We start from the raw sequence: 26,335 nt of genomic DNA, 5'->3' as shown, positions 1-26,335 counted from the left end.
AAAGAACTATTTTCCCCTATATCCTATTCTGTATGAGCTATTCCTATCCTTTTGCTTAACTAAACGACATTGAATTACGAATAAAATCTATTTCACAACACTTTTAATTTCGCCATCCCAAAATTTAGTTGTTAACAAGCTGCCTTTCCCAATTTCACTAGCGTTTTTAATGGTTTTTCCGTCAATCATGGTTATTGTAAACCCTTTCTTTAACGTATTTATTGGGTTCATTGTTTCTATCAGTCTGCCAAAAAAATCTACTTTTTGTTTGTTTGCCGATATGGTTTGAAGCGTAAACTTTTTTAAGTCCTTTTGATATTTTTCTATGGCGATTTTTGGAGTATTAATGTAGTTTTCGGTTGCAGACTTTACCTGTTCTTTCAAACCTTGTACTTGTGACAAGCTCTTAAACATGTAAAACTTTGCAAGTACTGGTAGCGAAGACCAGGTTTTTGTCAGCCTGTTTTTATGGTGAAACACCGTAAGCTGACTTGCCGATTTGAGTTGATCGGCATAAACAATCAGTTGTGACTTTGAACTTTCGGTGTAGCTAGTTGATAGTTCCACTAGGCTGTCAAGTAGTGTGAGGTAAAGCTGCTCAGCCTCGCTAGCTAAATCGATAAGATACTCCGCAAGGGCAGTAGGTGTTTTTACTGCTTTGAAAGCAACCAAATCGGCAACTGTTGTGTCCTTTTCATGGCCAATTCCGGTGATAACGGGCAGAGGAAACTGCGCAATATGGCTTGCAATACTGTATGAATCAAAGCACGATAGGTCGGCAGAGGCGCCACCCCCACGAACAATTGCCACAAGGTCAAACCTATCTATCTCATTGTAGATATTCGAAAGTGCCTGAATTATTGAGTTTTCAGCGTCTTCGCCTTGCATAACGGCTTCAAAAAGCTTGATGCTGAAACGGTATCGGGCTTTGTTGCCCAGCAGTTGCTTCCTGAAGTCTTCGTATCCAGCAGCCTGCGGTGACGATATTACAGCAACTCTGTTAGGGAGTAAATCCAGAGTTTGTTCACGATTCATGTCAAATACACCGTCGGCTATAAGGCGGTTAATGGTTTCGCGCCGTTTTAGCTCCAAATCGCCGATGGTGAATGTGGGTTCAATGTCAGTAATATTTAGGCTGTAGCCGTAAACCTCATGAAAACTTACCTGTGCCAGCACCATAACCTTAAGGCCGGGAGAAAGTTTACGGCCAGTTGTGGATTCAAAGTAGGGTTTAAGCATGCGGTAGCTGTACGACCATATTGTGGCCCTTGCACGTGCCACAATGTTGTCCGATTCTTCGTCCTTTTGGATGAGTTCAAGGTAGCAATGTCCCGAGTAATGCTCCTTTATTTCGCTAATTTCACCCACAATCCAGTATGCCTGCGACAAGTATTGGCTGAGGGTTTCCTTTACAAGCAGGTTAAGCTCCTTGAGCGAGTATGTTTTCTGTTTTTCTACCATCACTGTTTAATACCCGTAACGTAGTATCTACTGCCTGAGAAATCTATTGAGAGCAGGTAAATTCCTTTGGGCAATTCCTCAGAAATGTTGATTTCAACATGACCAGTACCATCGCTAAAAGCATTCATAGTTAAAATCAGCTGACCGTTGGTTGTGAAAATTGATATGTTTGCTGGTATGAACGATTTTCCTAAAAGGATATTAATTTTTGAAGTAAAGGGGTTTGGCCAAAGTTCTATACTGTTTCTATCATCAGTAATGCTTGAAGTTGATGCCTGCGCAAAATCAGGAATTCCGTAACCCGTACTGTTGTTGGGTGATGCATAGCTTGACGATGAGCTTTTAACTAGCTCAACAATTTGTTGTGCGGTAAGCGATGGTTTGGCCTGCCATAGGCAAGCCACCATGCCAGCCATCAAGGGTGATGAGAAAGATGTACCATTGGAAGTTCCAGTTGTTCCGGTAGCAATGGCCAAAACAGTCCCTTTACCCATGGCGCAAACATCGGGTTTTATTCTTCCATCGGCCGTGGGGCCAAATGAGCTGAAATCGGCCTTTACTCTTTTGTTATCTACTGCACCTACTGTTAGAACGTTTGGCGAATCGGCAGGAACCGAAATGTAGTGCCAGGGGGCGTTCCCATCGTTTCCAGCACTCACAACCACAACCATTCCTTTGCTTGCTGCCATGTTGGCAGCAAGTGTGACAGGGGCTGTATTGCCATTAAGATCCTGATAGGTGTGATTTTGGCTGGCAACATCAAAAGTGGTATAACCCAACGAGGAGTTAATGATGTCAGCTCCAACACTATCGGCAAACTCCGCACCTGCAGCCCAATTGTATTCCTCAATTATTTGCTCGGTGGCCGCATCTTCGGTTCTAATTAGCCAATAATTAGCCCTTGGGGCTGTGCCAATTAGTTGCCCGTCAATATATCCCCCCATGGCCGATAGTACCATTGTGCCGTGGTAATGCTCCTTATAAATATCCGATTGCGGGTTCACAAAATCACGAGCACCCAGTATGCGTCCTCTTTGCCAAAGGCTATCGAAAGCATTGTGGGTATTAACATTCAGGAATCCTGCATCGAGCACTGCAATAACTTTTTCCTGACCAAGGTAACCATTGGCGTGAAGCAAGTGGCCATTCATCATAGCAATTTGAGTGTACGATGTGCCGTAGTTTAACCCTGCAAATTCCCTTTTTTCAGTTGGTCCAAGGGGCTGCCACTCCGTTTTATCATCGGATTCTGTCTTTGCCGGTTCATAAATTTTGGTTATCTTTTTTACAAAGGGTAATCCTTGCACGCTTGTTAGCTGCTCGGGGGTTAAAGTGGCAACAACGCCATTAAACCAGCGTAGGGAGTAATGAACCATTGTGGCGCTCTGAGCAACCTGGTTTACATAAGCTGGCGATACCGGTAAATCATCGGTGGATATGGCAATGCCCTGTTTTGCCCGTCGTTCAATAGCCCTTGCCGATAAAAATTCATTTGGGTTATCAACGGAATATGTTGAATTCTGTTTGTCAGTAAATGCTATAAAATATTTTGCCTGAGCGGAAGCCCTTAGTGGCAATAAACCTGAAATTATAAAAAGTAAAAGAATGCTTCTTAAATGGTTTTGGTAATTTTTCATAACAGGCATTGATTTTAGTATCGGGTTCCCATTGAGTTCATTACATCGGCAATTGATGGCTCCTTTAATTTTCCTGCATTCTTTAAGAGCGATTCAATGTATTTCGATTCCTTTTCGATGAGTTCATTTTCATTCTCGGCTACTCCATTGAAATATTTTATGGTTTGAGTTAATTTTCCGTCGGTATCGTAAAATTTCCATTCGCCATGCTTAAGCCCTTTAACGTAAGCCCCCTCTATTCTTGTTGTACCATTGGGGTTAAACACTTTCATAGTGCCATCAATCTCACCATTTGTATATGGGATAATGCTTTTGTTTAACCCATTCTCAAAAAACTGGACTACCAAACCATTCAGGTTTCCATTGGTGTAACTTGCACTTTCCAGAACTTTACCCGAAGGGTAAAAACTTCTAGTTTTTCCGTTCTTCAGACCGTTCGTGTATCGTTCCTCAAAAATCAATTTCCCGTTTAAGGAGTAATACTGCCAAAGGCTATCCTTTTGCTGATTTTTGTAAAAACCGCTAACAATTTTTTTTCCGTCTTCGTTGAAGAAAGTAGTGATTACATAAGGTGAAGACTCGGAGTAAACCATTATCACCTTTAGCTCTCCGTTTTGGTGGTAACGCTTAAATTCTCCAACTGGTTTATCGTCCTTGAACCAACCCTCATAGGCTTTTTTGCCGTTTGGGTAATACTTGCACCAGTAACCCTGCTTTCGGTTTTTACTATCAAGTTGGTTTTTTGCACCATCAGTTTGCCCAATGGCTAATCCGGAAAAAATAAGTAGAACTAAAAAAGCCAATATACGTTTCATGCTTACTGTTTTTATTAAGTTCTATTGCAAATTGAATGCCTTTGGTTAGTATAAAAAAATGGTTTATGGTAAAGTGCAAGATTTATAAGTTAAAATTGTCAACAAGTCAAAAAGTTGATGCAATATAAATATTCAAACCTCCTATATTGCCATTAAACAAAACACTTGAAATTAACCTTTTATTTCTCATTTATCATCTGTAATAAGTTCAAAGATAAGCTCAGTCAGCGTTGTAACATCGCTTTCAACAGTCCCTTTCATATAACGTTCGTAAACACTTATATTGTCTGGTGGGTTTAGATTTAATATCAAGCCCTTTTCCAAAGCCAACAGCCGAATAAATTCTCTTTGTGCTCGTCCATTTCCTTCTCTGAAGGGATGCAAATAGTTAACATTGTCTAATATTTCTGCCAATTTCTCTGCTAATTTCCTTTTGTTGTTTTTCGGGATTTTCCTGTACTCATCAATTAGTTGGTCAATATAGCTAAAAGCGTTGTCAAAGTAAGTAGTTGGGAAGAATTGTTTGCCGTCTTTGCTGATTTCAACAACCCGTTTTTTTCCAGCCCAAATGTAAATATCTTGAAACAAATGTCTATGAATTTCAAAAAGGCTGTCAATTCCCCTAATTTTTATCGGGTTCTCGTAAAGTTCCAAAAGTCGTTTAGTTACCGCACTACTCTCAACAAAGAGTAATACTTCGGGGTCTGATATATCCAGTAAATTTCTTAAAATTCCTGTCTTGGGGTCAATGTAGCTGTAGTCTGGGTCTATGTACTTGTATGAATTAGACATAGGCTTTTTGTTTTGCAAATGCCACAAGTTCTGTTAGGGATATTTTTCCAGTAACATAATCCCTTATAATTTCAATTCCTTTTTGAGTTGGTGTAAATCCTTCAAACATGTTACTCCCCAAAGCCTTTGCTGTGAGTTCTAAAGTTTTCAGGTCCGAAAATTTGACCCCCATTATCGTCAGATTCTTTCTGTCTACTTCAATTGCATTGAACATCTCTTTTCAGTTCTTAAATTTCTTCAAATTTAAAAAAAATCTTCGTCAAATCTTTATTCTAAAGTGTTATTAGAAGGGTCTATAGGAAACAGTATAATATAAAAAAAGCCGCCTTTTAGGCGGCTTTGGTTAGTATCCATTCGGGTTATTTCACCTCTTCAAAATCAACATCGGTTACTTCCTGGTCGTTGCCCGATGATGATGAACTACCTGCGTTGGCATTGGCCTGTTGGCCAGCACCAGCGTTAGCTTGTGCTTGCGCTTTGTAAAGTTCCTCCGATGCAGCCTGCCATGCAGCATTGAGTTCGTTGGTTGCGTTCTCAATGGCAGCTAAATCCTGGCTCTTATGAGCGTCCTTAAGTTTACCAAGTGCTGCTTCAATGGGAGCTTTCTTGTCGGCAGGGAGTTTATCGCCAAACTCTTTGAGTTGCTTTTCGGTTTGGAATATCAAGCTGTCGGCAGCGTTAATCTTCTCGATACGCTCTTTCTCCCTACGGTCGGCCTCCTCGTTACGCTTGGCTTCCTCCCGCATGCGCTTGATTTCCTCTTCGGTAAGACCCGATGAGGCCTCAATACGTATCTTTTGCTCCTTGCCTGTACCTCTATCCTTAGCGGTTACATGTAAAATACCATTTGCGTCGATATCGAAAGTAACCTCAATTTGGGGTACGCCACGTGGGGCAGGTGGTATTCCATCAAGGTGGAAACGTCCAATTGTTTTGTTGTCCTTAGCCAAGGGACGTTCACCTTGAAGCACATGTATTTCAACCGAAGGTTGATTATCGGCAGCGGTTGTAAATACCTCGGTTTTACGGGTAGGGATGGTGGTATTAGCTTCAATCAGCTTGGTGAAAACACCACCTAAGGTTTCGATACCCAACGAAAGAGGTGTAACGTCAAGCAGCAGAACATCCTTTACCTCACCGGTAAGCACGCCACCCTGGATGGCTGCACCAACAGCAACAACCTCATCAGGGTTTACGCTCTTATTGGGTTTGCGGTTGAAGAATTTTTCAACTACCTCTTGAACCTTAGGGATACGGGTTGAACCACCAACTAAGATTACCTCGTCGATATCGGAAGGCTGTAAGCCTGCATCGGCTAAAGCTTTACGGCATGGTTCAACGGTACGCTGAATGAGGTGGTCGGCCAGTTTCTCAAACTGGGCTCGGGTTAAGGTTTTAACCAGGTGCTTGGGTATGCCGTTAACGGGCATGATGTACGGAAGGTTGATTTCGGTAGTTGTGGTGCTTGAGAGCTCAATCTTAGCCTTTTCTGCAGCCTCCTTTAAGCGTTGGAGTGCCATAGGGTCTTTACGGAGGTCAACTCCTTCATCTTTCAGGAACTCTTCAGCCAGCCAATCAATAATTACTTGGTCAAAGTCATCGCCCCCAAGGTGGGTATCGCCATTGGTTGACTTAACCTCAAAAACTCCATCGCCAAGTTCAAGGATTGAAATATCGAAAGTACCACCACCAAGGTCATACACTGCCACCTTGATATCCTTATTCTTTTTATCGAGACCATATGCCAGTGCTGCGGCAGTGGGCTCGTTGATGATACGACGAACCTTTAAACCTGCAATTTCACCAGCTTCTTTGGTAGCCTGACGTTGCGAGTCGCTAAAGTAGGCTGGTACGGTGATAACGGCTTCGGTTACTTCGTGTCCCAGGTAATCCTCAGCAGTTTTCTTCATCTTCTGAAGAATCATTGATGATATTTCCTGAGGGGTGTACAGGCGGCCATCAATATCTACACGTGGAGTGTTGTTATCGCCACGAACCACCTTGTAGGGTACACGGGGTATTTCAACCTGGGCAACCTTATCGTAGGTTTCGCCCATGAATCGCTTAATTGAGAATATGGTTTTTTGGGGGTTGATTATTGCCTGACGTTTTGCTGGGTCGCCAACCTTGCGCTCACCGTTTTCGGCAAATGCAACTACCGATGGGGTAGTGCGTTTCCCCTCGCTGTTTGTTATAACAACCGGTTCGTTACCTTCCATTACGGCAACGCATGAGTTGGTTGTTCCTAGGTCAATTCCAATTATTTTGCTCATTGCTGTAGATTTTTATTGTTATACTTTTGATTTGTTTCGTTTTTAAGCATTCCTTTCAATTTGTTCAATCATTGTGCCAACCCCAAAAATGGACTGAAAGACGAAAATCTGTCACAAAATTTTTAGTTTTTCAGTAATCCTTTGTCAGGTTTCTGTGTTTATATTTGAGTTGATGTATTTATAATGTTCAGGATTTCAGTAAGTAAACTCTAATTGTGTCTTTTTGTCAGTTTTTTCAATTTTAATAAATTAGCTTAGGTTTTCCTGAATAATAGATTACCTTTGACAATCCTTAAAGTTTAATACTTATGTCGAGCGAGAGTAAAGTTAAAGTGGTAACCACCCATGTGCTTCAGGAAATGAAGGTCAGGGGTGAAAAAATAGCAATGCTGACAGGGTACGACTATTCAATGGCTCGGATACTCGATGCCGCTGGAATTGACGTATTGCTGGTAGGCGACTCTGCTTCGAATGTAATGGCAGGCCATATATCAACACTCCCTATCACCCTTGACCAGATGATTTACCATGCCAGTTCAGTGGTACGTGGAGTAAAACGTGCATTGGTTGTTGTTGATATGCCCTTTGGAACCTACCAGGGCAACTCCAAATTAGCATTACGTTCGGCCATTCGAATTATGAAGGAGAGCGGAGCCGATGCCGTTAAACTCGAGGGTGGCTCGGAGATTATTGACTCCGTGGAGCGAATCCTATCTGCAGGGATACCGGTTATGGGGCATCTAGGGCTTACCCCACAGTCAATCCATAAGTTTGGAACTTACGTTGTAAGGGCACGCGAGGAAGCTGAGGCCAAGAAACTGGTTGAAGATGCACATTTGCTAGAAAGAACAGGCTGTTTTGCCATAGTGCTTGAAAAAATTCCCGCCGCATTAGGAAAAAAGGTTGCCTCGGAGCTGAAAATACCTGTAATTGGAATTGGTGCTGGCAGTGACGTAGATGGTCAAGTGCTGGTTACCCACGATATGCTTGGTATTAACCAGGAGTTCTCGCCACGCTTTCTCAGGCGGTACCACAACCTTTACGCTGAAATGCTTGGAGCATTTCAAGCCTATATTAGCGATGTGAAATCGCTCGATTTTCCCAATGAACGTGAGCAATACTAATACTGAAAATGATAAATTTTTCAAGCGACAGAATCCTTTACGAGGATAACCATTTTTTAGCGGTAAATAAGAACTGTGGTGAGATTGTTCAAGCCGACAAAACCGGCGATGAATCGTTGGTTGAAACGGTTAAGCGGTTTATTAAAGAGCGCGACAATAAGCCAGGTCGCGTATTCCTGGAAGTAACCCACCGGATTGATAGGCCTGTGAGTGGAGTAGTGCTTTTTGCAAAAACCAGCAAAGGGTTAAGCCGTATCAATAATCTTTTTCAGGAAGGGAAAATCACCAAAAAGTATTGGGCTATTGTAAAGAATCAACCTCCAGTTGAATCGCAAACCCTTGTTCATTATCTTTTGCGCGATAACAAAAAAAATAAATCGTTTGTATATCACCGTGAGGTGCACGGCTCAAAAATTGCCAAGCTTAAGTATGAACTTGTTGGTAGAACTGAAAATTACTACCTGTTAGTAATAGATTTGATTACCGGTAGGCATCACCAAATACGTGCTCAACTCTCGAAAATTGGATGTCCAATTCGAGGCGATTTAAAATATGGCTATCCCCGTTCTAACCCAGATGGAGGTATCGATCTGCATTCAAGGGTTTTTGCATTTACCCATCCAATTTCTGGGGAGGAAATAAAAATTGTAGCTCCTCCTCCCAAAGAAAAGTTATGGAATGAGTTTTTGTTGTTAGGCTTAGAGTAGTTTTAGCTATGAATAGGATTTTAGCAGCATTGTTTTTTATCCTTACAGGGATTCATCTATCTGTATTTGCCCAAAACAAGATTTCGCGCGAGGAATACATTAGCATGTATTCGCATATTGCCGTTAATAATATGAAGCAGTTTGGCGTACCTGCAAGTATTACTCTTGCCCAGGCCATGCTGGAAAGCGATAATGGGAATAGCACATTGGCTGTAAAGGCCAATAACCACTTTGGGATAAAGTGCCATAAGGACTGGACTGGTGCAACCATTTACCACGATGACGACCGAAAAGGGGAGTGCTTTAGAAAATACAAAAATCCGGAGCAATCGTTTAACGACCATAGTCTTTTTCTCAGAGGCGGAAAGCGCTATGCTTTCCTATTCGATTTGACCCCAACCGATTATAAGGCATGGGCCCATGGGCTCAAGAAAGCTGGTTATGCTACTAACCCAAAGTATGCAGAGCTGCTTATTAAGATAATTGAGGACAATGAGCTTTTCCGATTCGATCAGGGAATTACCGTTGCCATTAAGCCACCCAAAACGGTTGTAACCGATTGGGATAATTACGAAATTGACCTTTACAAAACTCGGCCTGTTTTCACCCGAAACAGGGTAAAATATATTGTTGCCAAGGATGGCGATACTTTTGAATCGTTAGCTAGGGAGTTAGATTTAATGCCCTGGCAGCTTTACAGGTACAACGATTTGACTCGCGATTCAGTGATTCGCCCTGGGCAGGAACTATACATACAGCCCAAACGATGGAAAGCAGATAGGTCGAATCCTGTTCATACAGCGGAAGAGGGCGAAACCATGTATAAAATTTCGCAGATGTACGGCGTTAAGTTAAAATCACTTTACCGGAAAAATAGAATGAAACCGGGCGATGAACCAGAGGTGGGTCAACTAATTTACTTGAGGAAACGTAAACCGTTATAGTACTTCGATAAACTCAGCATTCTGCCATCCCCTTAGGAACTCTTCAATTCCCATGGCTTTTTTACCTGCCTGCTGAACAGTTTTTAGCGCAATTGCACCCTGTGAACAAAAAATATGGAGGTGTGTTTTTCCATCGGTTTTCACCGTTCCAGGCCTTTGTGATTGAGCCTGGTCAAGTTTTTCCGCCTGGTAAATCTTTATAGGTATAATTGTTTCAACATTGTTTCTTTTGGTTTTAAGTTCGGTCCATGCAGCAGGGTATGGACTAAGCCCCCTAATATGGTTGAAAACTTTTTGGGATGGATTGTTCCAGTCAACACGACAGGTTTCCTTAAAAATTTTTGGGGCTGGTTTTAGCTCTCCACTTACCTTGATTTGGTTTTGAGGAATAGGATTGATGTTACCAGCATAAAGCATGTTTATTGTTTCAACAACAAGTCCTGCCCCCTGATACATTAGCCTATCGTGGAGTTCGCCGGCGGTTTCGGTTTCGCCTATGGGTACACTCTTTTGAAGAAGGATATTACCAGTATCAATCTGTTCATCAAGTAAAAAAGTGGTAATTCCGGTTTCCTTTTCACCATTTATGATTGCCCAATTAATGGGTGCAGCACCCCTGTACTGGGGCAAAAGCGAGGCATGAAGGTTAAAGGTTCCTAAACGAGGAATTTGCCAAACATCCCTTGGTAACATCCTAAAGGCAACAACTACGGTAATATCGGGATTTATCTCTTTCAGTGTTTGAATGAACTGCGGATCCCTGAGCTTTTCTGGCTGAAGTACGGGAATATGGTTTTGCTCGGCAAATACTTTAACCGGTGAGGGCTGAAGTTTTAAACCTCGGCCTGCGGGTTTATCAGGAACAGTGACTACCGCTGACACGTTGTACCCTGCTTCAATAATCGCCCTAAGTGGTTCAACGGCAAACTCGGGCGTGCCCATGTAAACAATACGGGGTGATTCCTTTGCTGGCATTGGGTTTTATTCCTTTTTGGGGTTGAAAAGGTTGATGTGTCCCATGCGTTCGTGTTTAGTCTTTAGGTAAAATTCGTTGTAAGGATTTGGTGGTATTACTAAAGGTATATTTTCAACTACGTGTAATCCATACCCCTCAAGCCCACTCATCTTTTTAGGGTTGTTGGTAATAAGCCGCATGTTTTTTACACCAACTTCGCGTAAAATACTTGCTCCCACACCATAGTCGCGCTCATCGGGCTGGAATCCAAGTTCCACGTTGGCATCAACTGTATCCATCCCTTCCTCTTGGAGCTTATACGCATGTATCTTATTGAAAAGGCCTATGCCACGCCCTTCCTGATTAAGGTAAACCAGCACCCCTTTACCTGCATTGTCAATCATCTTCATGGCCTCATGGAGTTGAGGGCCGCAATCGCAACGGTACGAGCCAAAAATGTCGCCGGTAACGCACGAGGAGTGTACGCGAACCAGAACGGGCTCATCGGGTTCCCATTCGCCTTTAATCAGGGCAACATGCTCAAGCCCGTTCGACTTCTGGCGGAAAGGTATAAGCGCAAAATCGCCAAACTCCGTAGGGAGTTTTACCCTAACACCTTTCTCAACAATACTTTCAAACTTCAGCCTATAGCTAATTAGGTCCTTTATGGTTACAATTTTCAGGTTGAACTCCTGGGCAACCTTAACAAGCTGGGGAAGGCGTGCCATGGTGCCATCGTCGTTCATTATTTCAACCAATACACCACCGGGGGTTAGGCCGGCAAGCTGTGTAAGGTCAATGGCTGCCTCGGTATGGCCTGGGCGACGTAAAACGCCCTTTTCTTTGGCACGTAGTGGGAAAATATGACCCGGTCGGGCAAGGTCTTCCGGTTTAGTATTGGGGTCAACAAGTGCCTTTATGGTTTTGGCTCTATCGGCTGCCGATATACCAGTTGTACATCCGTTTCCAATAAGGTCGACCGATACGGTAAAGGCTGTATGGTGCAGAGCGGTGTTACGGCCTACCATGAGCTCAAGTTCCAGCTCGTCGCAGCGCTTTTCGGGCAGTGATGCACAAATTAGCCCACGCCCATACTTAGCCATAAAGTTAATTATTTCAGGTGTGATTAGCTCAGCAGCAGCAATGAAATCGCCCTCGTTCTCCCTATCCTCATCGTCAACTACTATTATTACTCTTCCATTACGAAGCTCTTCAATTGCCTCTTCGATGGTATTTAGTTTAATCTCGTCGTTGTTTGCCATTGTGCTGCCAATAAAATGATTAAAAAGGATGACGCAAAATTAGTATTTTGAAAGGAAAAATATCTTGCTAAATGTCAGCTTTTCGGTTTGCCTTTTCCCAAATATGTGTTTGTTTGCCAGTTAAGAAAATAATTAACCCTTTAAGCATGGTAATATTCATCATAAAACCATAGTATGGGAAGGTAACCATGGGATGCACATTGCTGCGATTCCGGAAAAGGTATCCTATGGCTACTAAAAGGTAAAAAAATGTAATAGTAAGCATGGAAGCTAAGTAGATAATGGAACTATCTGGATATAATAATAGAATGGCAGCATTTAAGAACGGTGCACCAACAATTGCAGGAGGTACCAAAACCCATCGTAAAAGCTTATGTGAAAAAAACTTAAAAGCCACTTCGGTATTTTTAAATGGATTAAGTAGATATGCATGCCTACCAAGTGCTTGAAAGCACCCAGCAGCTATTCTTACCTTTCGTTTTTTCTCATCCTCTACCGTAAGGGAGCCGGTTTCCGAAGCTACTGCTCGATTATCGTATTTAACCTTATATCCCTGTTTAATAATACTTGCCGATATTTCAAAGTCGTCGAGTATGGTGTTTATTGGTATGGGGCTAAATAGATTTGTTCGAATAGCATATAGTTCACCTGTGCCTGAAAGTGTTGAACCTGAGCAGCTTTCTGCCATTTTTACAAACGATTCAAATCTCCAGTATAATCCTTCACCTTTCGATGCTAAGGCATCGGAGTGGCTCCACAATATTTTCTTCTGGCCTGCAACGCAACCCACTTCAGGGTTTTCCAGATGCTTAATCAAATCAATTATTGAGTTTTGGGATAGAAATGTATTGGCATCAGTGAATACAGTAAAAGGAGTTTTTACCAGTTTCATGGCATTGTTAATGGATTGGGCTTTTCCTAACCGTTCAGGGTTCGAAATGAACGTAATGCCATTAAGGTTACTTAGCGTTTCATGGGTGCTGTCGGTACTTCCATCGTCAACCCAGAGCTGGAATAATTTTCCGGAAGGATAGTTCAGGGCTAGGGTGTTTTGATATTTTGCTAATATGTATTTTTCCTCGTTATGTGCGGCAATAACGATGGTCACTTCTGGAAGTTGACTAATATTGTTTTCAGGTGAATTGTTTTTTCCCCGTTTTACACATAATATCCAAAGTACCAGTAAGTATATGCAGTATGTGTAAAGAACTATACCAATTGTTAGCCAGAAAAGAAAATGGAGCATCATCCCTCAAGTTGTTTGTAAAACTGGGTAAGTTTTTCGGCCAGCACAATAGCATCGAGGTTATTTTGAGCAAATTCCATGGCGTTATGCGCAATTTTCTTTCCTAGGTTGGGGTTGTAGATTAGCGAGCATACCGCTTTGGCAAATTCATCGGGCGAATCGGCTATGAGAATGTGCTCGTTGTGCTTGATATCAATACCTTTAACTGCCATACTTGTGGCAACAATGGCTCTTTGCAGGTACATGCCCTCAATAATTTTAATCCGAATTCCACTACCTGAGAGTAGAGGTACGACCATTATTGGGCATCTACTCAGAAAAGTAGATGAATTGGCTACCTGGCCATGAAAAATGATGTTGCGCTCGGTAATAAGTCTTTCTGCCAGTTCCTCTGAGGCGTTTCGTCCGGCAATATGAAACTCTATCTCAGGAATTTCCGATTGAATACGTGGCCAAACCCAGTTGATAAACCAATTTAAACCTTCTGTATTTGGCAACCAATCCAATGCGCCTATGTAACATATTGATGGGAAGTCAACAGGTTCAATATCTTCTGCAACCTCCTCCTTTAAGTACCCAGCAGGGATAGTAATTGTTGGTTTGTTAAAATTATTTTCCACAAACCATTGCCTGTCGGGCTCAGCTATGGCTACAAGGGCATCAACCTTACTTGAAATGTTCGATTCAACCCTGGCCAAACGTTTGGCAAGAATCCTAAAATAGAACCTTTTGAGCTTATTGGTTTCGTTTTCGGCAAGTTTTAGCCAAATATGATGCTCCACATTATGGCTCCTAAGCGAAAGGGTTCCCCTAAAATGACTGCGAATGGTACTAATGTATGGGTAAAGGTATAAACCCTCAAGCTGAACAACATCAAAATACTCGTTCAAAAGAATTTTTCTTATTAACCTTTTAAAGGGGGTACTTATGAATCGCTCAATGTTATAGGGGCGAAGCGAAAAAATGAAGTTGAGTATGTACCCTAAAAGGGTTGTTTTAATATTAACGTGTAGTATTTCAAAGTTAATAAGAGCTTTAATCTCATTTGGAATTATTTCCAGTGAGCTGGGGTGCTTTTGGGTACTTAAGGTTAGTACGGTTACATTATTGCCTGCTTTGGCTAGTCCTAGGCACATATTAAGGGTTGCCAGTGTTCCTCCGTCAACACTGGGGTAGGGTGGTTTGTGTGAAATTATAAGGATTCGCATTTAAAATTTATTCGGTTTTAGGCGATAATTCGGTATGCTTTTTTCTTGTCGTGCTAAAGCTAAACAGCTTTTTAACCTTTTCAATGTAGAAATCTGCATTCATGATCACTGAATCGGTTGTTGCCTTGTAAGAGAGGAATATCCCTAGGGGAAGAAGAATAAACGATGAAATCCACATGCCCACAAAGGGGGTCCAGTAAAGTTCGCGAGCAAACTTTTCGCCGGTAATGTTTATGATGTAGTAGATAATGAAGAAAAGAACCGAAATCACAACAGGTGTACCCAAGCCTCCCTTCCTGATTATGGCCCCAAGTGGTGCTCCTATGAAAAAGAATACAAAGCATGCAAATGCAAGGGTGAATTTTCGGTGCCATTCAATCATATGCCGGGCAATATACTTTTGTTTATAGAAAAATTCATCCTTTGACGATGAGACATAGCTCTTGGTTGAGCGGGCAAATTCCATGGCTCGCTCCAGTGCCGAAATTTTTTCTACGGGAGGTAGTGTATTGTAAAGGGAATCAACATTCAAACTACGTGTGACTTTAACATCGTTTTGGCGACGGCCCCAGTATGGATTTCGGAAGATACTACTCCTGATTACATGTTGCGAGAATGATTCTATTTGAGTGTTAAATGCTTTGGAAAGTGAATCCTCCGTTTTTTCTAGCTGGGCAATATTTTGGGTTTGGTAGCTGTCCTTGAAAAAACTCTCATCGGCACGCTGAAGCTCAAAACCTTTTAGTTCAAATATGATTACTTCCTTTTCAAAGGTTTGCTTCTGGGCTGGGAGTTTTTCCTTATAGCTGTAACGGGGCTTTCGATTATCCCTAACCTCCTTGTAGCTATTACCGCTATAGAGTGTGGCTACCAAAAACTTTTGATCGGCAGTGGGTTTCATGTAACCGGAATCGGCGTAGGTAACGGTAGTGTTTTCTTCGTCCTTGCTGTGATCGTAAATAAGGATACGGCGCATTAATCCGGTATTTGGGTCTTTGTCGCCTACTTTTATACTGTATCCTTCAATCAGGTTGGTAAAAACCCCTTCCTTTATTATAAGTTCTGGTTTTTGTTGTTTAACCGAGTAGAGCAGTGTTGATATTTTAAGGTTTGTGTAGGGCAGAACATTGTTTGAGAAAAAGAATGCTCCAACGCTAATAAAAATGGTAAGAACTATAAGTGGAGTAAGTATCCGGGGCAGTGAGATTCCTGCCGATTTCATGGCGAGCAGCTCATTATTCTCCCCTAGGTTGCCCATGGTCATAAGCGAGGCGAGTAGGGTTGCAAGTGGCAATGCCATGGGCAAAAGTCCTGCCGATGCGTATAAAAGAAGCTCTGCAATAACATCCCAGCCCAGCCCTTTCCCAACCAAATCGTCGATATACTTCCAGAGAAACTGCATGAGCAGCACGAACATTGTAATGAAAAATGTCATTACTAGCGGGCCAATATACGATTTCAGGATAAAACGATGAAGTGTTTTCACGGATTAAAAATTAAGGAAAAACATCACAAATGTAATGTTTTTCCTTGAAAGTGACAGATGCTTTTATATTTAGCTTATGCCCCAATCAGCCGTTTGAGTTCACCAATTTGGTAGTTCCAGAGTGAAACAACCTCATCGATATCCTCCTCCTCATTAACCTCTTCAATTACGGTAAGCGATACCTCGCCGGTAAGTTCATCTTTCGTAAGTTTAAAAGCAAAATGGTGGCCAGCCTCATTCTGCTCAGTAATCCATCGAAACTTAACAAACTTATTTTCCTTTTTATCAACCAATTCAGCTTTTTGGGTATCTCCGTCCCAGATGAAAGTGAACACATTCCCTGAAAGGTTTACATCGTTCGCAAACCATTCCGATAAACCATGGGGGGTGCTTAACCTTTTAAAAAGCACACCGGGAGAGGTGTTAACCTGATACTCAAGTTCAACCTTTTGATTAGTACTTACTGTCCCTTTCATACTTGAATGTTTTAAATTTACGCTCTGCTCATACCAATTCTTGAACTTAGCATAAGCAATTTAAAAATAAAATGCAATACTTATGCCAATGTTTTGAAGGTATTTATTAACAATAGGTTGTTAATAAACAAAGAGATTGTTAGCCTATTTAAGAGGGCGCAATCCGTTGTGGCTAGGTACCTTGATGTTAAAGTAAGTGATATTATAACCTCTATGACTCCTATTGAGCCGGCGACCTTCCCGATGAAATCAGGACGCGCTAACCAGTTAAGTTACTTTAAGGGGTAAATGAGTTATTTTAGGTAAAGGTTGAAAACAAAAAAGCCCGCAAACTCAATGTTTACGGGCTTTTCGGCTTTGTAGCGAGAGCCGGGATTGAACCGGCGACCTTCCCGATAAAATCGGGACGCTCTAACCAACTGAGCTACCCAGAGGGGGAACTAGGTTATTATTGGTAAAGGTTAAAAATAAAAAAGCCCGCAAACTCAATGTTTACGGGCTTTTCGGCTTTGTAGCGAGAGCCGGGATTGAACCGGCGACCTCATGATTATGAATCATGCGCTCTAACCAACTGAGCTACCTCGCCAACAAACTAATATCTCAAAAAGAACGTTTACATTTCGAACTGGCGACCTTCCCGATAAAATCGGGACGCTCTAACCAACTGAACTACCTCGCCATCACAATTTTAAATTGCCACTTGCTTCAATATGCAGCATTCTAGCATGTTTCAGCAGGTAATGCATTTTTTTTAGCACTGCAAAAATAAGTAAATTTTTTATTCGCAAAATAGTTTTAAGGTTATTTGCAATTTTTTCTGCAGGGCAGTTTAATTCAACGCTGTATTTCAAGCCAAAAGGGTTACCCGTTACATAACGGTTTTATCGGTTTGCTTGGCCTTTTTTTGCAGTTTCTTAGCCTTCTTTTCCTTCTTTTTGCGACTTTTTATCTGCTTTTCAATCAGAATAACTGCAAAATATGCAATAGCACCAACTAGCCAGAGTGGCCAAAGCTTAACCAGAAGGATTAGGAACCAAAGAAAACCTTTCCATCCCCAATGGAATCCTTCTTTTACCCTTTGCCAGAACCCAGGCAGTTGCTCAGGGATATATTTGTATTCCAATTTCTGGTACAGATATAACGACACGGTGCTTAGGTTAACCTGATTGTCGATATACTTTAACCTTCCCTGAACCGATTCAATTTCGGAACGGATTTCGGCCAACTTGTTCTCAATCTTCAGAATATCCTCAATGTTCTTTGCCTCGCGAAGATGTTTCCTGTAGGTTCTTTCAACTTCCTGCTTGTTCTCCAAGCGTGTTTTAACATCGATATACTCTTCGGTTACATCCTGGGTATAAATATTCTGGTAATCGACTCTTTTGGCAATAGTAGCAATATCGCTAAGTAGATGGTCAAAGTTTTGAGCCGGTACCCTAATGGTTATGCTGTTACTTTTTTGGGTATCGGTTTCTTGGAATGCTTCGTTAGTTACAAAGCCTTTATGCTTGGCCACAATTGAATCTACTTTTTGGCGCGATTTTAGGTAATCGGCTACCTCAATGCTCACATTGGCTGTTTTAATTACTTTTGGCTCAATATCAACCGCAGCAACACTTTTTGCTACAGGAGCTGCAATATCATCAACAACCGTTTCGGTAAAGGCTTCACTCCGATTTGAACTAATCGATTCGAGATTTGCGTAATCATTTGACTTTTTTGTGCCACAGCCAATAACTGATATTACCAGCATTACCAGCAAAAGAAAAGATACTCTTTTTTCCATAACATCTATTTTTTTGTTTTTACCACTATTGTTTCAGAACCAACCTGAACCTTGTCGCCAGGTCTTATTTTTGCTCTCCGCCGGGTTTCAACTGTCCCGTTAAGCTTAACAAGACCTTCGTCAACAAGCTGGTGGGCTTCGCCACCGCTATAAACAAGGCGGCATGCCTTGAGTAGCTTATCCAGCTGAATATATTCCGTTTCAATATCAAACTCAATCATACTATTATGTCAAATTTTTACCAAGTTAAGTAAAAAAGCTAAATTTCGATTCTATTTAACAATCTTTGTATTTGCAAATAAATACCGATGGTAAAGACTGAAGATATTATCAGTATTGCGCTAGATGTTGGTTTTCATGCTTGTGGGGTGAGCCGGGCCGAACGCTTGAATAATCTTGAAGGGGTATACTTCAAGTGGTTGCATAATCAGTACCATGCAACCATGGCCTACATGGAGCGGAATATTGATGTTAGGCTTGATCCTACCAAGTTGGTTCCAGGGGCGAAATCGGTGATAAGCGTTTTACTTTCATACAATACAGGCGATGTGCCTGTTAACATTCAATCCCCCCGAATTGCCCGTTATGCCTGCAGGGTTGATTACCATTCTCTGATGAAAGAAATGCTCTGGGAGATGTTGAACAGAATGCGGAAAAGCCATGGTGAAATAAATGGGCGAGCATTTGTTGATTCTGCGCCGGTAATGGAGCGAGAGTGGGCCGTTCGTGCTGGGTTGGGATGGATTGGGAAGAACTCGAACCTTATTAACAGGAACTTAGGTTCCTACGTTTTTATTGGGGAACTTATTGTTGATATTGAAATTGAGCCAACCATTCACCTGGAGCGAAATGGGTGTGGCTCTTGTACCCGATGCATGGATGCCTGCCCCAATAATGCTATAGTTGCCCCGGGTACTGTAGATGCACGGAAGTGCATATCATACTTAACTATTGAGCGTAAACAGGTGATTGCCGATGATGAGGTGAGCAACCTAAAAGGATGGTGTTTTGGCTGCGACATCTGTCTGGAGGTTTGCCCATGGAACAGCAAGGCTGTGCGGGTTAATGGAGTTGATCAGGAAACCCATGTTTTTAGTGGGATTAAAGCTGCCGAACTTGCAAGTCTTAGCGAGAGTGAGTTTACTCATAAATTTGGCAATACTCCACTAGTACGCGCAGGATATGAAAAAATTATGGGAGCAATAAAGTTAATTGGTAGAGCAAAAGGATAGAAAAACTGCCGGAGGTTTCCGGCAGTTCTTATTGTTTAGTAACGGTAATGTTCGGGTTTGTATGGCCCTTCGGGTTTTACACCAATGTACTCCGCTTGTTTTGAACTCAACTGGGTAAGCTTAACACCAATTTGCTCAAGGTGCAAGCGAGCAACCTCCTCGTCGAGGTGTTTGGGGAGTCGGTACACATCAACGGGTAGATTTTTAGTCCAGAGCTCAATTTGTGCAAGGGTTTGGTTGGAGAAACTGTTGCTCATCACAAAGCTGGGATGGCCTGTGGCGCAGCCAAGGTTAACCAGTCGGCCTTCGGCCAGGATAAAAATGGAGTGGCCATCGGGGAATGTGTACTGATCCACCTGTGGCTTAATATTGATGCGCTTAACATCCTTTTGGGAGTTGAGCCTATCCATTTGAATCTCGTTGTCAAAATGGCCGATATTGCAAACAATGGCTTGATCCTTCATGCGTTGCATGTGTTCAAGGGTAATAACATCGCAGTTGCCGGTGGCGGTAACGTAGATATTCCCCTCATCGAGAGTGTCCTCAACGGTTTTCACCTCAAAACCTTCCATGGCAGCCTGAAGGGCGCATATGGGATCAATTTCAGTTACTATCACACGGGCGCCGTAGGAGCGCATGCTGTGTGCACAACCCTTTCCCACATCGCCGTAACCGCATACCACAACAACCTTACCGGCAATCATAACATCGGTTGCCCGCTTAATGCCATCGGCAAGCGATTCGCGGCATCCATAAAGGTTGTCGAACTTACTCTTGGTAACCGAGTCGTTAACATTTATGGCAGGTATAAGTAACTCTTTACGTTCAAGCATTTGGTAAAGGCGATGAACCCCGGTAGTAGTTTCTTCCGAAACACCTTTAAGTTCCTTCACCAGGTTATGCCACTTGTTAGGCTCTTTAGCCAAAATATCTTTGAGTAGTGAGAGTATAACCTTTTCTTCGTGCGACGACGGCACCCTATCCAGGAACGACTTGTCGTTCTCGGCTTTGTAACCCCAATGCACAAGGAGTGTAGCATCGCCACCATCGTCAACAATGAGGTTTGGGCCTTTACCTTCGGGGAACGAAAGAGCCTGCGCGGTACACCACCAGTACTCTTCAAGGGTTTCTCCTTTCCATGCAAATACAGGTATGCCTGCAGCTGCTATGGCTGCTGCAGCATGATCCTGAGTTGAGAAAATGTTGCAGCTTGCCCAACGAACCTGTGCTCCCAGTTCTACAAGGGTTTCAATAAGTACAGCGGTTTGTATGGTCATGTGGAGCGAACCGGTAATGCGTGCCCCTTTAAGGGGCTTGTGAGGACCGTACTTCTTACGAAGCGACATTAGTCCCGGCATTTCCTTTTCGGCAATAGTGATTTCTTTCCTTCCCCATTCTGCCAATGCGATATCCTTAACCTTGTAGGGTAAGGTAGCCTGAATTACTTGTTCCATTAATATTGATTTTATTGGTTATTATTCCTTTCGGGCCGTAAAGTTAGGAATAAGTTTTGATAACGTTCAACTTTTTCGTTCTTTAAGGCTTCCAGGGCATTCTGTTTATCAATAACAAGTTGCTCTTTCAAGTGCTCAACGGAGGCAAAACGTTTTTCGTCCCGTAACCGGGCGACAAGGGCAACCTCAATGCCTGAATTGTAAAGGTCTTCCTCAAAATCGAAAATGTTTACTTCAATGGTTTGCTTGTTGTCAGTTCCAACTGTTGGTCTAAAACCGATGTTAAGCATTCCCTTGTAAATGGTGTCGTTGGCGTTAACAACCACTGCATATACCCCTTCCTTGGGAATAAGTTTAAGTGGATCGTTAGGACGAATGTTGGCAGTGGGGAAACCGATTCTTCGTCCAAGCTGATTGCCGGATTGAACAGCACCGGTTATAAGGTATGGGTAACCCAGCATCTGGTTTGCCAGCTCAAGGTTTCCAGTTAGGAGCGCTTCGCGTATCTTTGTGGAGCTTACATCAATTCCTTCAATTTTTTGCGAGGGGATCACTTTCACGGTGAAACCCATTTCGCCGGAAAGTTTATTCAAAAGGTCTGAATCGCCCGATCCTCCTTTCCCAAAGCGATGATCGGCACCAATAACAAAATGCTTAACCTTATATTCGTAAACCAGCAATTTGATGAAATCGGTGGCATCCAAATTGAAAAAATCCCGGGAAAATTCCTGAACAATAAAATAGTCTATTCCAAACTTGGCAATTATTTTAGCTTTCTCGTTAAGCGTGTTAAGGAAACGAAGTTTCTCAGGATCTTTATGGAGGACAAGTCTGGGGTGTGGCCAGAAAGTTAGCACAGCCGATTCCAAACCCATGATTTCAGCATCGTGAGCTACTGTTTGGATTAGCTCGCGGTGTCCAAGGTGAACGCCATCAAAAAAGCCTAAGGTAAGTGCTAATTCCTTGCGGCGCGTTTGATTTGGACGTTGAATAATAATCATGTTGGGCTTGTGCTTACTCACATGCTAATTTGCAAAAATTTATTGTTTCAAAGTAATATTATTGTTCATGATATTTTTCTTGTTGACTAAAGTATAAAAAGCATTGACGAACCGACGTAAACTTTTGGTAAGGGGAAAAGGCTTGCATTAACCTTTTCCCCAATGCGTTTTTTCCATTATATCCATCGAACCAAGCAAAAATCCATGCGGTGGGGCAGTAGTGGGTTTTTGGGGAATATTCTAATACCACACTCAAACGCACCGGGTTCAACGGGGATCAGTTTTAACCGGAAAGTAGCTCTTGAGCCTTCAATTCCAGCAAGTTCAAATTCATGAACACGCTTAACGGTTACTTGTTGGTTCTCAATAAGGTCGGCAACCACAAGCTCTACCCCTATTTCATCGGGGGCAAGTGATCCCAAATCGAGAACAACTTCAGCCTCATACTCATTACCCAGTAATATGGGTTCACGGTTCATGTCAAACTGTTTAACCCGTATCACTTCAATCTCGTCCCAGCTACGAGTAATGCGGCGTTTCCATGCGGAAATCTGTTTGGCTTCCTCAAAATCGTTCTCGGATAGCTCATTAAACCTATAGTAAAGCTTGTTGTAAAACCGGTTTTGGTAGTCGTTTATCATTCTAAGAGTTGTAAAGTTCGATGCCACTTGGGTCATGGACTTTTTGATAAACGAAATCCACTTTTGAGGGACATCGTCGGCGGTGCGCTCATAGAATGCGGGTACAACCTCATTCTCAAGCATGGTATAGATGAGTTCAGCATCGAGTTCGTCCTGGAACTCCTCTTGGGGGTATGTGGGTTCCATTGGTAGTGCCCAACCGGCATTCTCGCGGTAGCCTTCAACCCACCATCCATCCAGAACGCTAAAGTGAAGCACTCCATTCATTACGGCCTTTTGACCGCTAGTTCCTGAAGCTTCCATGGGACGGGTGGGGGTGTTAAGCCAAACATCAACACCTTGTACCATGCGTCGGGCCAGTTCCATATCGTAGTTTTGCAGGAAGATTATTCTGCCAAGGAAACGTGGTTGCTTGGATATTTCAATAATCTTCTTGATTAAATCCTGGCCGGCTTTATCGTGTGGGTGGGCTTTACCAGCAAAAAAGATTTGAACAGGTCGTTGGGGGTTGTTGACTAGTTCCGCTAACCTGTCCTGATCCTTAAATAGCAACCATGCCCTTTTGTAGGTGGCAAATCGGCGGGCAAAACCAAGGGTAAGTATCTTGTCGTTCAGCTTTTCTTGTATCTCAATAACCTGACGTGGGCTTTCAAACCTAACCAGGTTCGGATTATTTAACCGCTTGTTAATTAGCTTGACAAGGCGTTTCCTTAGTTTGTTCCGAATATCCCATATTTTATTATCGGGCAAGTTCTCAATAGCGCTCCAGTTAGGAAGTGTGTAACCCAATTCAGAGCTGTCAGAGCTATCTTCCAGTATTGCTTTCCATTCACGGGCAGTCCATGTAGGGAAGTGAACCCCGTTAGTTACATAGCTTATATGAAGTTCATTGGGGAAGTAGCAGGGCCACATGCCGGCAAACATTTTTCGGCTAACCTCACCATGGAGCCAGCTAACCCCGTTAACTTCTTGCGAGAGCTTTATAGCCAAATGGCTCATTGAAAATCGTTCAGTTGAATCACCAGGACTCATTCGGCCTAAATCCATGAATTGATCCCAGCTTATTTTTAACCTTTCAGGGTAATGAGCCATGTAGGTTCGGACTAATTCTTCAGGGAAGGCATCGTGGCCGGCAGGGACAGGGGTGTGGGTAGTGAAAAGGCTCGATGCTCTAACAAGTTCCAAAGCTTCAGGAAACGATAGTTTTTCTTCTTGGATGTAACGGCGTAAACGTTCCAGCCCGATAAATGCGGCATGACCCTCGTTTATATGGTAAATATCGGGGGTAATTCCTAATTCGTTCAAGGCTCGTATGCCGGCTATGCCAAGAATCATTTCCTGTTTAAACCGGTTCTCCAGGTCGCCACCGTAAAGGTGGTGAGTGATGGTACGGTCAAGGGGTTGGTTATCCTCAAAGTCAGTATCCAAAAGGTAAAGGTCGGTTCTGCCAACTTCAACCTTCCATACCCGGGCGTAAACATCGCGTCCGGGAAATGCCACCTTAACAGTGATCCACTTGCCGTTTTCGTTACGCACAGGAGTAGCAACACTCTGGGTAAAGTTTTGCTGATCGTAAACAGCAACCTGTTGGCCCGATGCTGAAAGGTTTTGAGTGAAATATCCATACCGGTATAAAAGTCCGATACCAACCATATCAACATTGCGATCCGAAGCTTCTTTCAGGTAGTCGCCAGCCAACACACCCAAGCCTCCCGAGTAAAGTTTAAGGGAGCTATGTAAGCCAAACTCCATGCTGAAGTATGCAATTCGGGGACCTTTCCGTTCATAGCGTTTCATCATGTAAGAGGTAAACCTCAGGTAAACCGATTGGAGTTTATCCACAAACGCTGTGTCGTTCTCAAGTTCCTGAAAGCGGGGTAAACTTATCCTTTCGAGAAACTGAATGGGGTTATGCTCGCACTGATCCCAAAGGTCCTTGTCAATAGATTCAAATATTTCCTTTGAGTCAGTATTCCATGACCACCAAAGGTTACGTGAAATCTCATCGAGGGGTTTTAGCTTTTCGGGCAAACGTTTTTGGATTATCAACCTAACCCAGTTGGGTTGATACTGTTTGAATTTCCGTTCAACTGTTGGCAATACCTCTTGCCGTTCAACCTCCATGTACATTTGCGTGCGGTCGCCAACTACCTTAAGTGCTTTATCGTAAGCTTGGAAGTAGTAGTCAATAAAGTTTTCCCAAAGGGCAACCCGCGATATCTCGTCAGCATTATGGGCAAGATTCAGCTTCTTATTGTTGTCGAGTTTTATATTGTAATCGATGGTTAATGCAATTTGCTCAACCACTTCGGGGTCGTTATCGTCGGTGCGGTGAATTATTCTTATGGCATCCTTGGGGTTATTGTAATGCTTATTAATCCAATCGCCAAAACCCGCCAGGGTTGTTGTGATTGTAGGAACTCTAAAGGCCAAACTTTCAAGTGGAGTGTAACCCCAAGGTTCATAGTACGATGGGAAAACAGTGATATCCATACCAATAAGTAAGTCGTAGTATGGTTTGTTAAATATTCCATCGTTTCCGTTGAGGTAACATGGAACCCAGAATACTTTAACCTTATCGGTTGAAGCGTTGTTTAGTCCGAGTGCTCGAATCCGTTTTAGTATAATCTCGGATTCAGGGTCGTTTAGGTAGTGCGTAACGTGTGTATCATCAAGAATGATGTAGCTATCGCTTTCCTTGGCATCGCGTAGGTTATGGAATACATCCTTCCTAGGGCCGTGGTGTCCTGCGGGAATTAATAGGAATGCAAGCACCTCTTTTTCAAGGTTATTTTCACGATTTAGCTTTGCTAGCGCTTCCAGGAAAACATCAATACCTTTATTCTTGAACTCGTAGCGGCCGCTAATGCCAATTACTAAGCTATCCTTTGCCACATCGTGCGATAGCATAGCCTCGGCAACCTCGTAAAACTTAATCTTTCCTTCAAGCTTCCTAAGTTTAAATTCCTCTTCGGGTTTAGGAATAAAGGAGCCATCGAAACCGTTTGGGGTGATAAGATCAACCTCATTACCAAGAAAATACTTGCATTCCTGAGCTGTAATTTCACTTACTGTGGTAAAGCAGTCGGCTTCCTTGGCAGCAATCGATTCAAGGGAGTGTTTGGCAACAACGTTAAATTCCTTGGCTTTATGATCGGTGTTATACTTGTCAATATTGCTGTAAAGCGGAATACCGTTGCCCGCAATGCTGCGGCCCAAAACTGTAGCGTGGGTGGTAAATACTGTCCCTATTTGGGGCATGTTTTGTTTCAGGTATAGCAATCCGGTTCCAGTCATCCACTCATGGAATTGGGCTACCACTCTGTGACGTAGGCTAAGGTTGAAGTTTGTGAAACTCTCAATTACTTTCCCGGCTGCGTAACCAAAAAGTGCTGGCTCAATGTAGTCCCATTGTCCGGTAATTGAATCGAGTTTAAAACGTTCCCAAAGCAGTTTAAAAATCTCATCCTTATGTGATATTAGCCCTGAAAAGTTCACCAGTATTGCAACCGGTTTACACGGTATATTCCATCGTCCCACTCTTACCGAAATCCCTTCGGATAAAGCTTGGTTTCTCCAAGCTTTAAAGAGATTTGGATCCTCAATAAACTCAAAGTTATGTTCGGTGTCCTTAATTATGTCGGGCCCAATGGTTATGTAGTTATTTTTAAGTTCATTCTCCAGCAACGAAGCCTTAGTGGAAACAACAGTGTGGATTCCACCTACCTTGTTACAAACCTCCCAGCTTACCTCAAATAGGTAGTCGGGCTTCAGTAATTTTTCCTTCATACACTGAACCTTTATTTAGTTTTACTTTTTCCGGTTGTTTTTTTTG

21 protein-coding genes and 1 tRNA gene are annotated in these 26,335 nt (G+C 42.6%); 4 read left to right on the top strand and 18 right to left on the bottom strand.

Translation table 11 applies throughout. The features are described from left to right. Positions 1-87: 87 nt before the first annotated feature. From xseA to dnaK, 6 genes are all read right to left on the bottom strand, one after another. The gene (gene xseA, locus AB6811_RS10475) at positions 88-1,461 is read right to left on the bottom strand and encodes an exodeoxyribonuclease VII large subunit (RefSeq protein ID WP_369490411.1); all 1,374 of its coding nucleotides are present in this window, start codon (positions 1,459-1,461) and stop codon (positions 88-90) included. Then, positions 1,461-3,098 (bottom strand): S8 family serine peptidase, encoded by a 1,638-nt coding sequence (locus tag AB6811_RS10470; RefSeq protein WP_369490409.1) that lies wholly within the window; start codon positions 3,096-3,098, stop codon positions 1,461-1,463. The genes xseA and AB6811_RS10470 overlap by 1 nt, the downstream gene beginning before the upstream one ends. A 14-nt stretch (positions 3,099-3,112) precedes the next feature. After that, positions 3,113-3,913, bottom strand: coding sequence for a toxin-antitoxin system YwqK family antitoxin (locus tag AB6811_RS10465; protein ID WP_369490408.1), 801 nt, complete (start codon positions 3,911-3,913; stop codon positions 3,113-3,115). A 186-nt stretch (positions 3,914-4,099) separates the two neighbouring features. Further along, a complete protein-coding gene (locus AB6811_RS10460) occupies positions 4,100-4,705 on the bottom strand; it encodes a Fic/DOC family protein (protein WP_369490407.1) in 606 nt (201 codons plus the stop codon). Further along, on the bottom strand, positions 4,698-4,919 hold the full coding sequence (locus tag AB6811_RS10455; protein ID WP_369490406.1) for an antitoxin VbhA family protein: 222 nt from the start codon (positions 4,917-4,919) through the stop codon (positions 4,698-4,700). Before AB6811_RS10455 ends, AB6811_RS10460 begins: the two co-directional genes overlap by 8 nt. Positions 4,920-5,064: 145 nt before the next feature. Continuing rightward, entirely contained in the window at positions 5,065-6,978 is a 1,914-nt protein-coding gene (gene dnaK / locus AB6811_RS10450; protein WP_369490405.1) for a molecular chaperone DnaK, read from the bottom strand. A gap of 308 nt (positions 6,979-7,286) precedes the next feature. Here dnaK and panB point away from each other — a divergent pair, with 308 nt between their 5' ends. Genes panB through AB6811_RS10435 form a run of 3 tightly spaced genes read left to right on the top strand, consistent with a single transcriptional unit; the run spans position 7,287 to position 9,753 of the window. Then, entirely contained in the window at positions 7,287-8,102 is an 816-nt protein-coding gene (gene panB, locus AB6811_RS10445; RefSeq protein WP_369490404.1) for a 3-methyl-2-oxobutanoate hydroxymethyltransferase, read from the top strand. Positions 8,103-8,110: 8 nt separating this feature from the next. Beyond that, entirely contained in the window at positions 8,111-8,809 is a 699-nt protein-coding gene (locus AB6811_RS10440; protein WP_369490403.1) for an RluA family pseudouridine synthase, read from the top strand. Between the two features lie 8 nt (positions 8,810-8,817). Beyond that, complete coding sequence (locus AB6811_RS10435) at positions 8,818-9,753, top strand: glucosaminidase domain-containing protein (RefSeq protein ID WP_369490402.1); 936 nt, start codon at positions 8,818-8,820, stop codon at positions 9,751-9,753. On the opposite strand, the gene fmt is transcribed toward AB6811_RS10435, so the two are convergent. From fmt to AB6811_RS10390, 9 genes are all read right to left on the bottom strand, one after another. Beyond that, positions 9,748-10,728 carry a methionyl-tRNA formyltransferase gene (gene fmt, locus AB6811_RS10430; RefSeq protein ID WP_369490401.1) on the bottom strand — a complete coding sequence of 327 codons (981 nt, stop codon included), beginning with the start codon at positions 10,726-10,728 and terminating at the stop codon, positions 9,748-9,750. The two genes, AB6811_RS10435 and fmt, sit on opposite strands and share 6 nt — an antisense overlap. Positions 10,729-10,734: 6 nt before the next feature. Beyond that, positions 10,735-11,970 carry a bifunctional 3,4-dihydroxy-2-butanone-4-phosphate synthase/GTP cyclohydrolase II gene (locus AB6811_RS10425; RefSeq protein WP_369490400.1) on the bottom strand — a complete coding sequence of 412 codons (1,236 nt, stop codon included), beginning with the start codon at positions 11,968-11,970 and terminating at the stop codon, positions 10,735-10,737. Positions 11,971-12,037: 67 nt separating this feature from the next. Continuing rightward, on the bottom strand, positions 12,038-13,219 hold the full coding sequence (locus AB6811_RS10420) for a glycosyltransferase family 2 protein (protein WP_369490399.1): 1,182 nt from the start codon (positions 13,217-13,219) through the stop codon (positions 12,038-12,040). Beyond that, positions 13,216-14,424 (bottom strand): glycosyltransferase family 4 protein, encoded by a 1,209-nt coding sequence (locus tag AB6811_RS10415; RefSeq protein WP_369490398.1) that lies wholly within the window; start codon positions 14,422-14,424, stop codon positions 13,216-13,218. The genes AB6811_RS10420 and AB6811_RS10415 overlap by 4 nt, the downstream gene beginning before the upstream one ends. Before the next feature lie 7 nt (positions 14,425-14,431). Further along, positions 14,432-15,910 carry an LptF/LptG family permease gene (locus AB6811_RS10410; RefSeq protein ID WP_369490397.1) on the bottom strand — a complete coding sequence of 493 codons (1,479 nt, stop codon included), beginning with the start codon at positions 15,908-15,910 and terminating at the stop codon, positions 14,432-14,434. Positions 15,911-15,984: 74 nt separating this feature from the next. Next, positions 15,985-16,386, bottom strand: a complete 402-nt coding sequence (locus tag AB6811_RS10405) for an START-like domain-containing protein (RefSeq protein ID WP_369490396.1) — start codon at positions 16,384-16,386, stop codon at positions 15,985-15,987. Positions 16,387-16,898: 512 nt separating this feature from the next. Further along, positions 16,899-16,972, bottom strand: a tRNA-Met gene (locus tag AB6811_RS10400). Between the two features lie 282 nt (positions 16,973-17,254). Beyond that, positions 17,255-18,172, bottom strand: coding sequence for a DUF4349 domain-containing protein (locus AB6811_RS10395; protein WP_369490395.1), 918 nt, complete (start codon positions 18,170-18,172; stop codon positions 17,255-17,257). Between the two features lie 5 nt (positions 18,173-18,177). After that, on the bottom strand, positions 18,178-18,393 hold the full coding sequence (locus AB6811_RS10390; RefSeq protein WP_369490394.1) for an RNA-binding S4 domain-containing protein: 216 nt from the start codon (positions 18,391-18,393) through the stop codon (positions 18,178-18,180). A gap of 87 nt (positions 18,394-18,480) precedes the next feature. Here AB6811_RS10390 and queG point away from each other — a divergent pair, with 87 nt between their 5' ends. Next, the gene (gene queG, locus AB6811_RS10385; protein WP_369490393.1) at positions 18,481-19,404 is read left to right on the top strand and encodes a tRNA epoxyqueuosine(34) reductase QueG; all 924 of its coding nucleotides are present in this window, start codon (positions 18,481-18,483) and stop codon (positions 19,402-19,404) included. Between the two features lie 35 nt (positions 19,405-19,439). On the opposite strand, the gene ahcY is transcribed toward queG, so the two are convergent. The 3 genes from ahcY to glgP form a co-directional block, all read right to left on the bottom strand. Further along, positions 19,440-20,858 carry an adenosylhomocysteinase gene (ahcY, locus tag AB6811_RS10380; RefSeq protein ID WP_369490392.1) on the bottom strand — a complete coding sequence of 473 codons (1,419 nt, stop codon included), beginning with the start codon at positions 20,856-20,858 and terminating at the stop codon, positions 19,440-19,442. An 11-nt stretch (positions 20,859-20,869) separates the two neighbouring features. Then, a complete protein-coding gene (locus AB6811_RS10375; RefSeq protein ID WP_369490391.1) occupies positions 20,870-21,880 on the bottom strand; it encodes a bifunctional riboflavin kinase/FAD synthetase in 1,011 nt (336 codons plus the stop codon). A gap of 155 nt (positions 21,881-22,035) precedes the next feature. Beyond that, positions 22,036-26,289, bottom strand: a complete 4,254-nt coding sequence (gene glgP / locus AB6811_RS10370) for an alpha-glucan family phosphorylase (protein ID WP_369490390.1) — start codon at positions 26,287-26,289, stop codon at positions 22,036-22,038. Between the last annotated feature and the right edge of the window lie 46 nt (positions 26,290-26,335).

Origin of the sequence: Tenuifilum sp. 4138str (assembly GCF_041102575.1) — a bacterium.
Taxonomy (GTDB): domain Bacteria; phylum Bacteroidota; class Bacteroidia; order Bacteroidales; family Tenuifilaceae; genus Tenuifilum; species Tenuifilum osseticum.
Note: the sequence above shows the minus strand (reverse complement) of the source record. Positions and strands in the feature narration are given on the sequence as shown.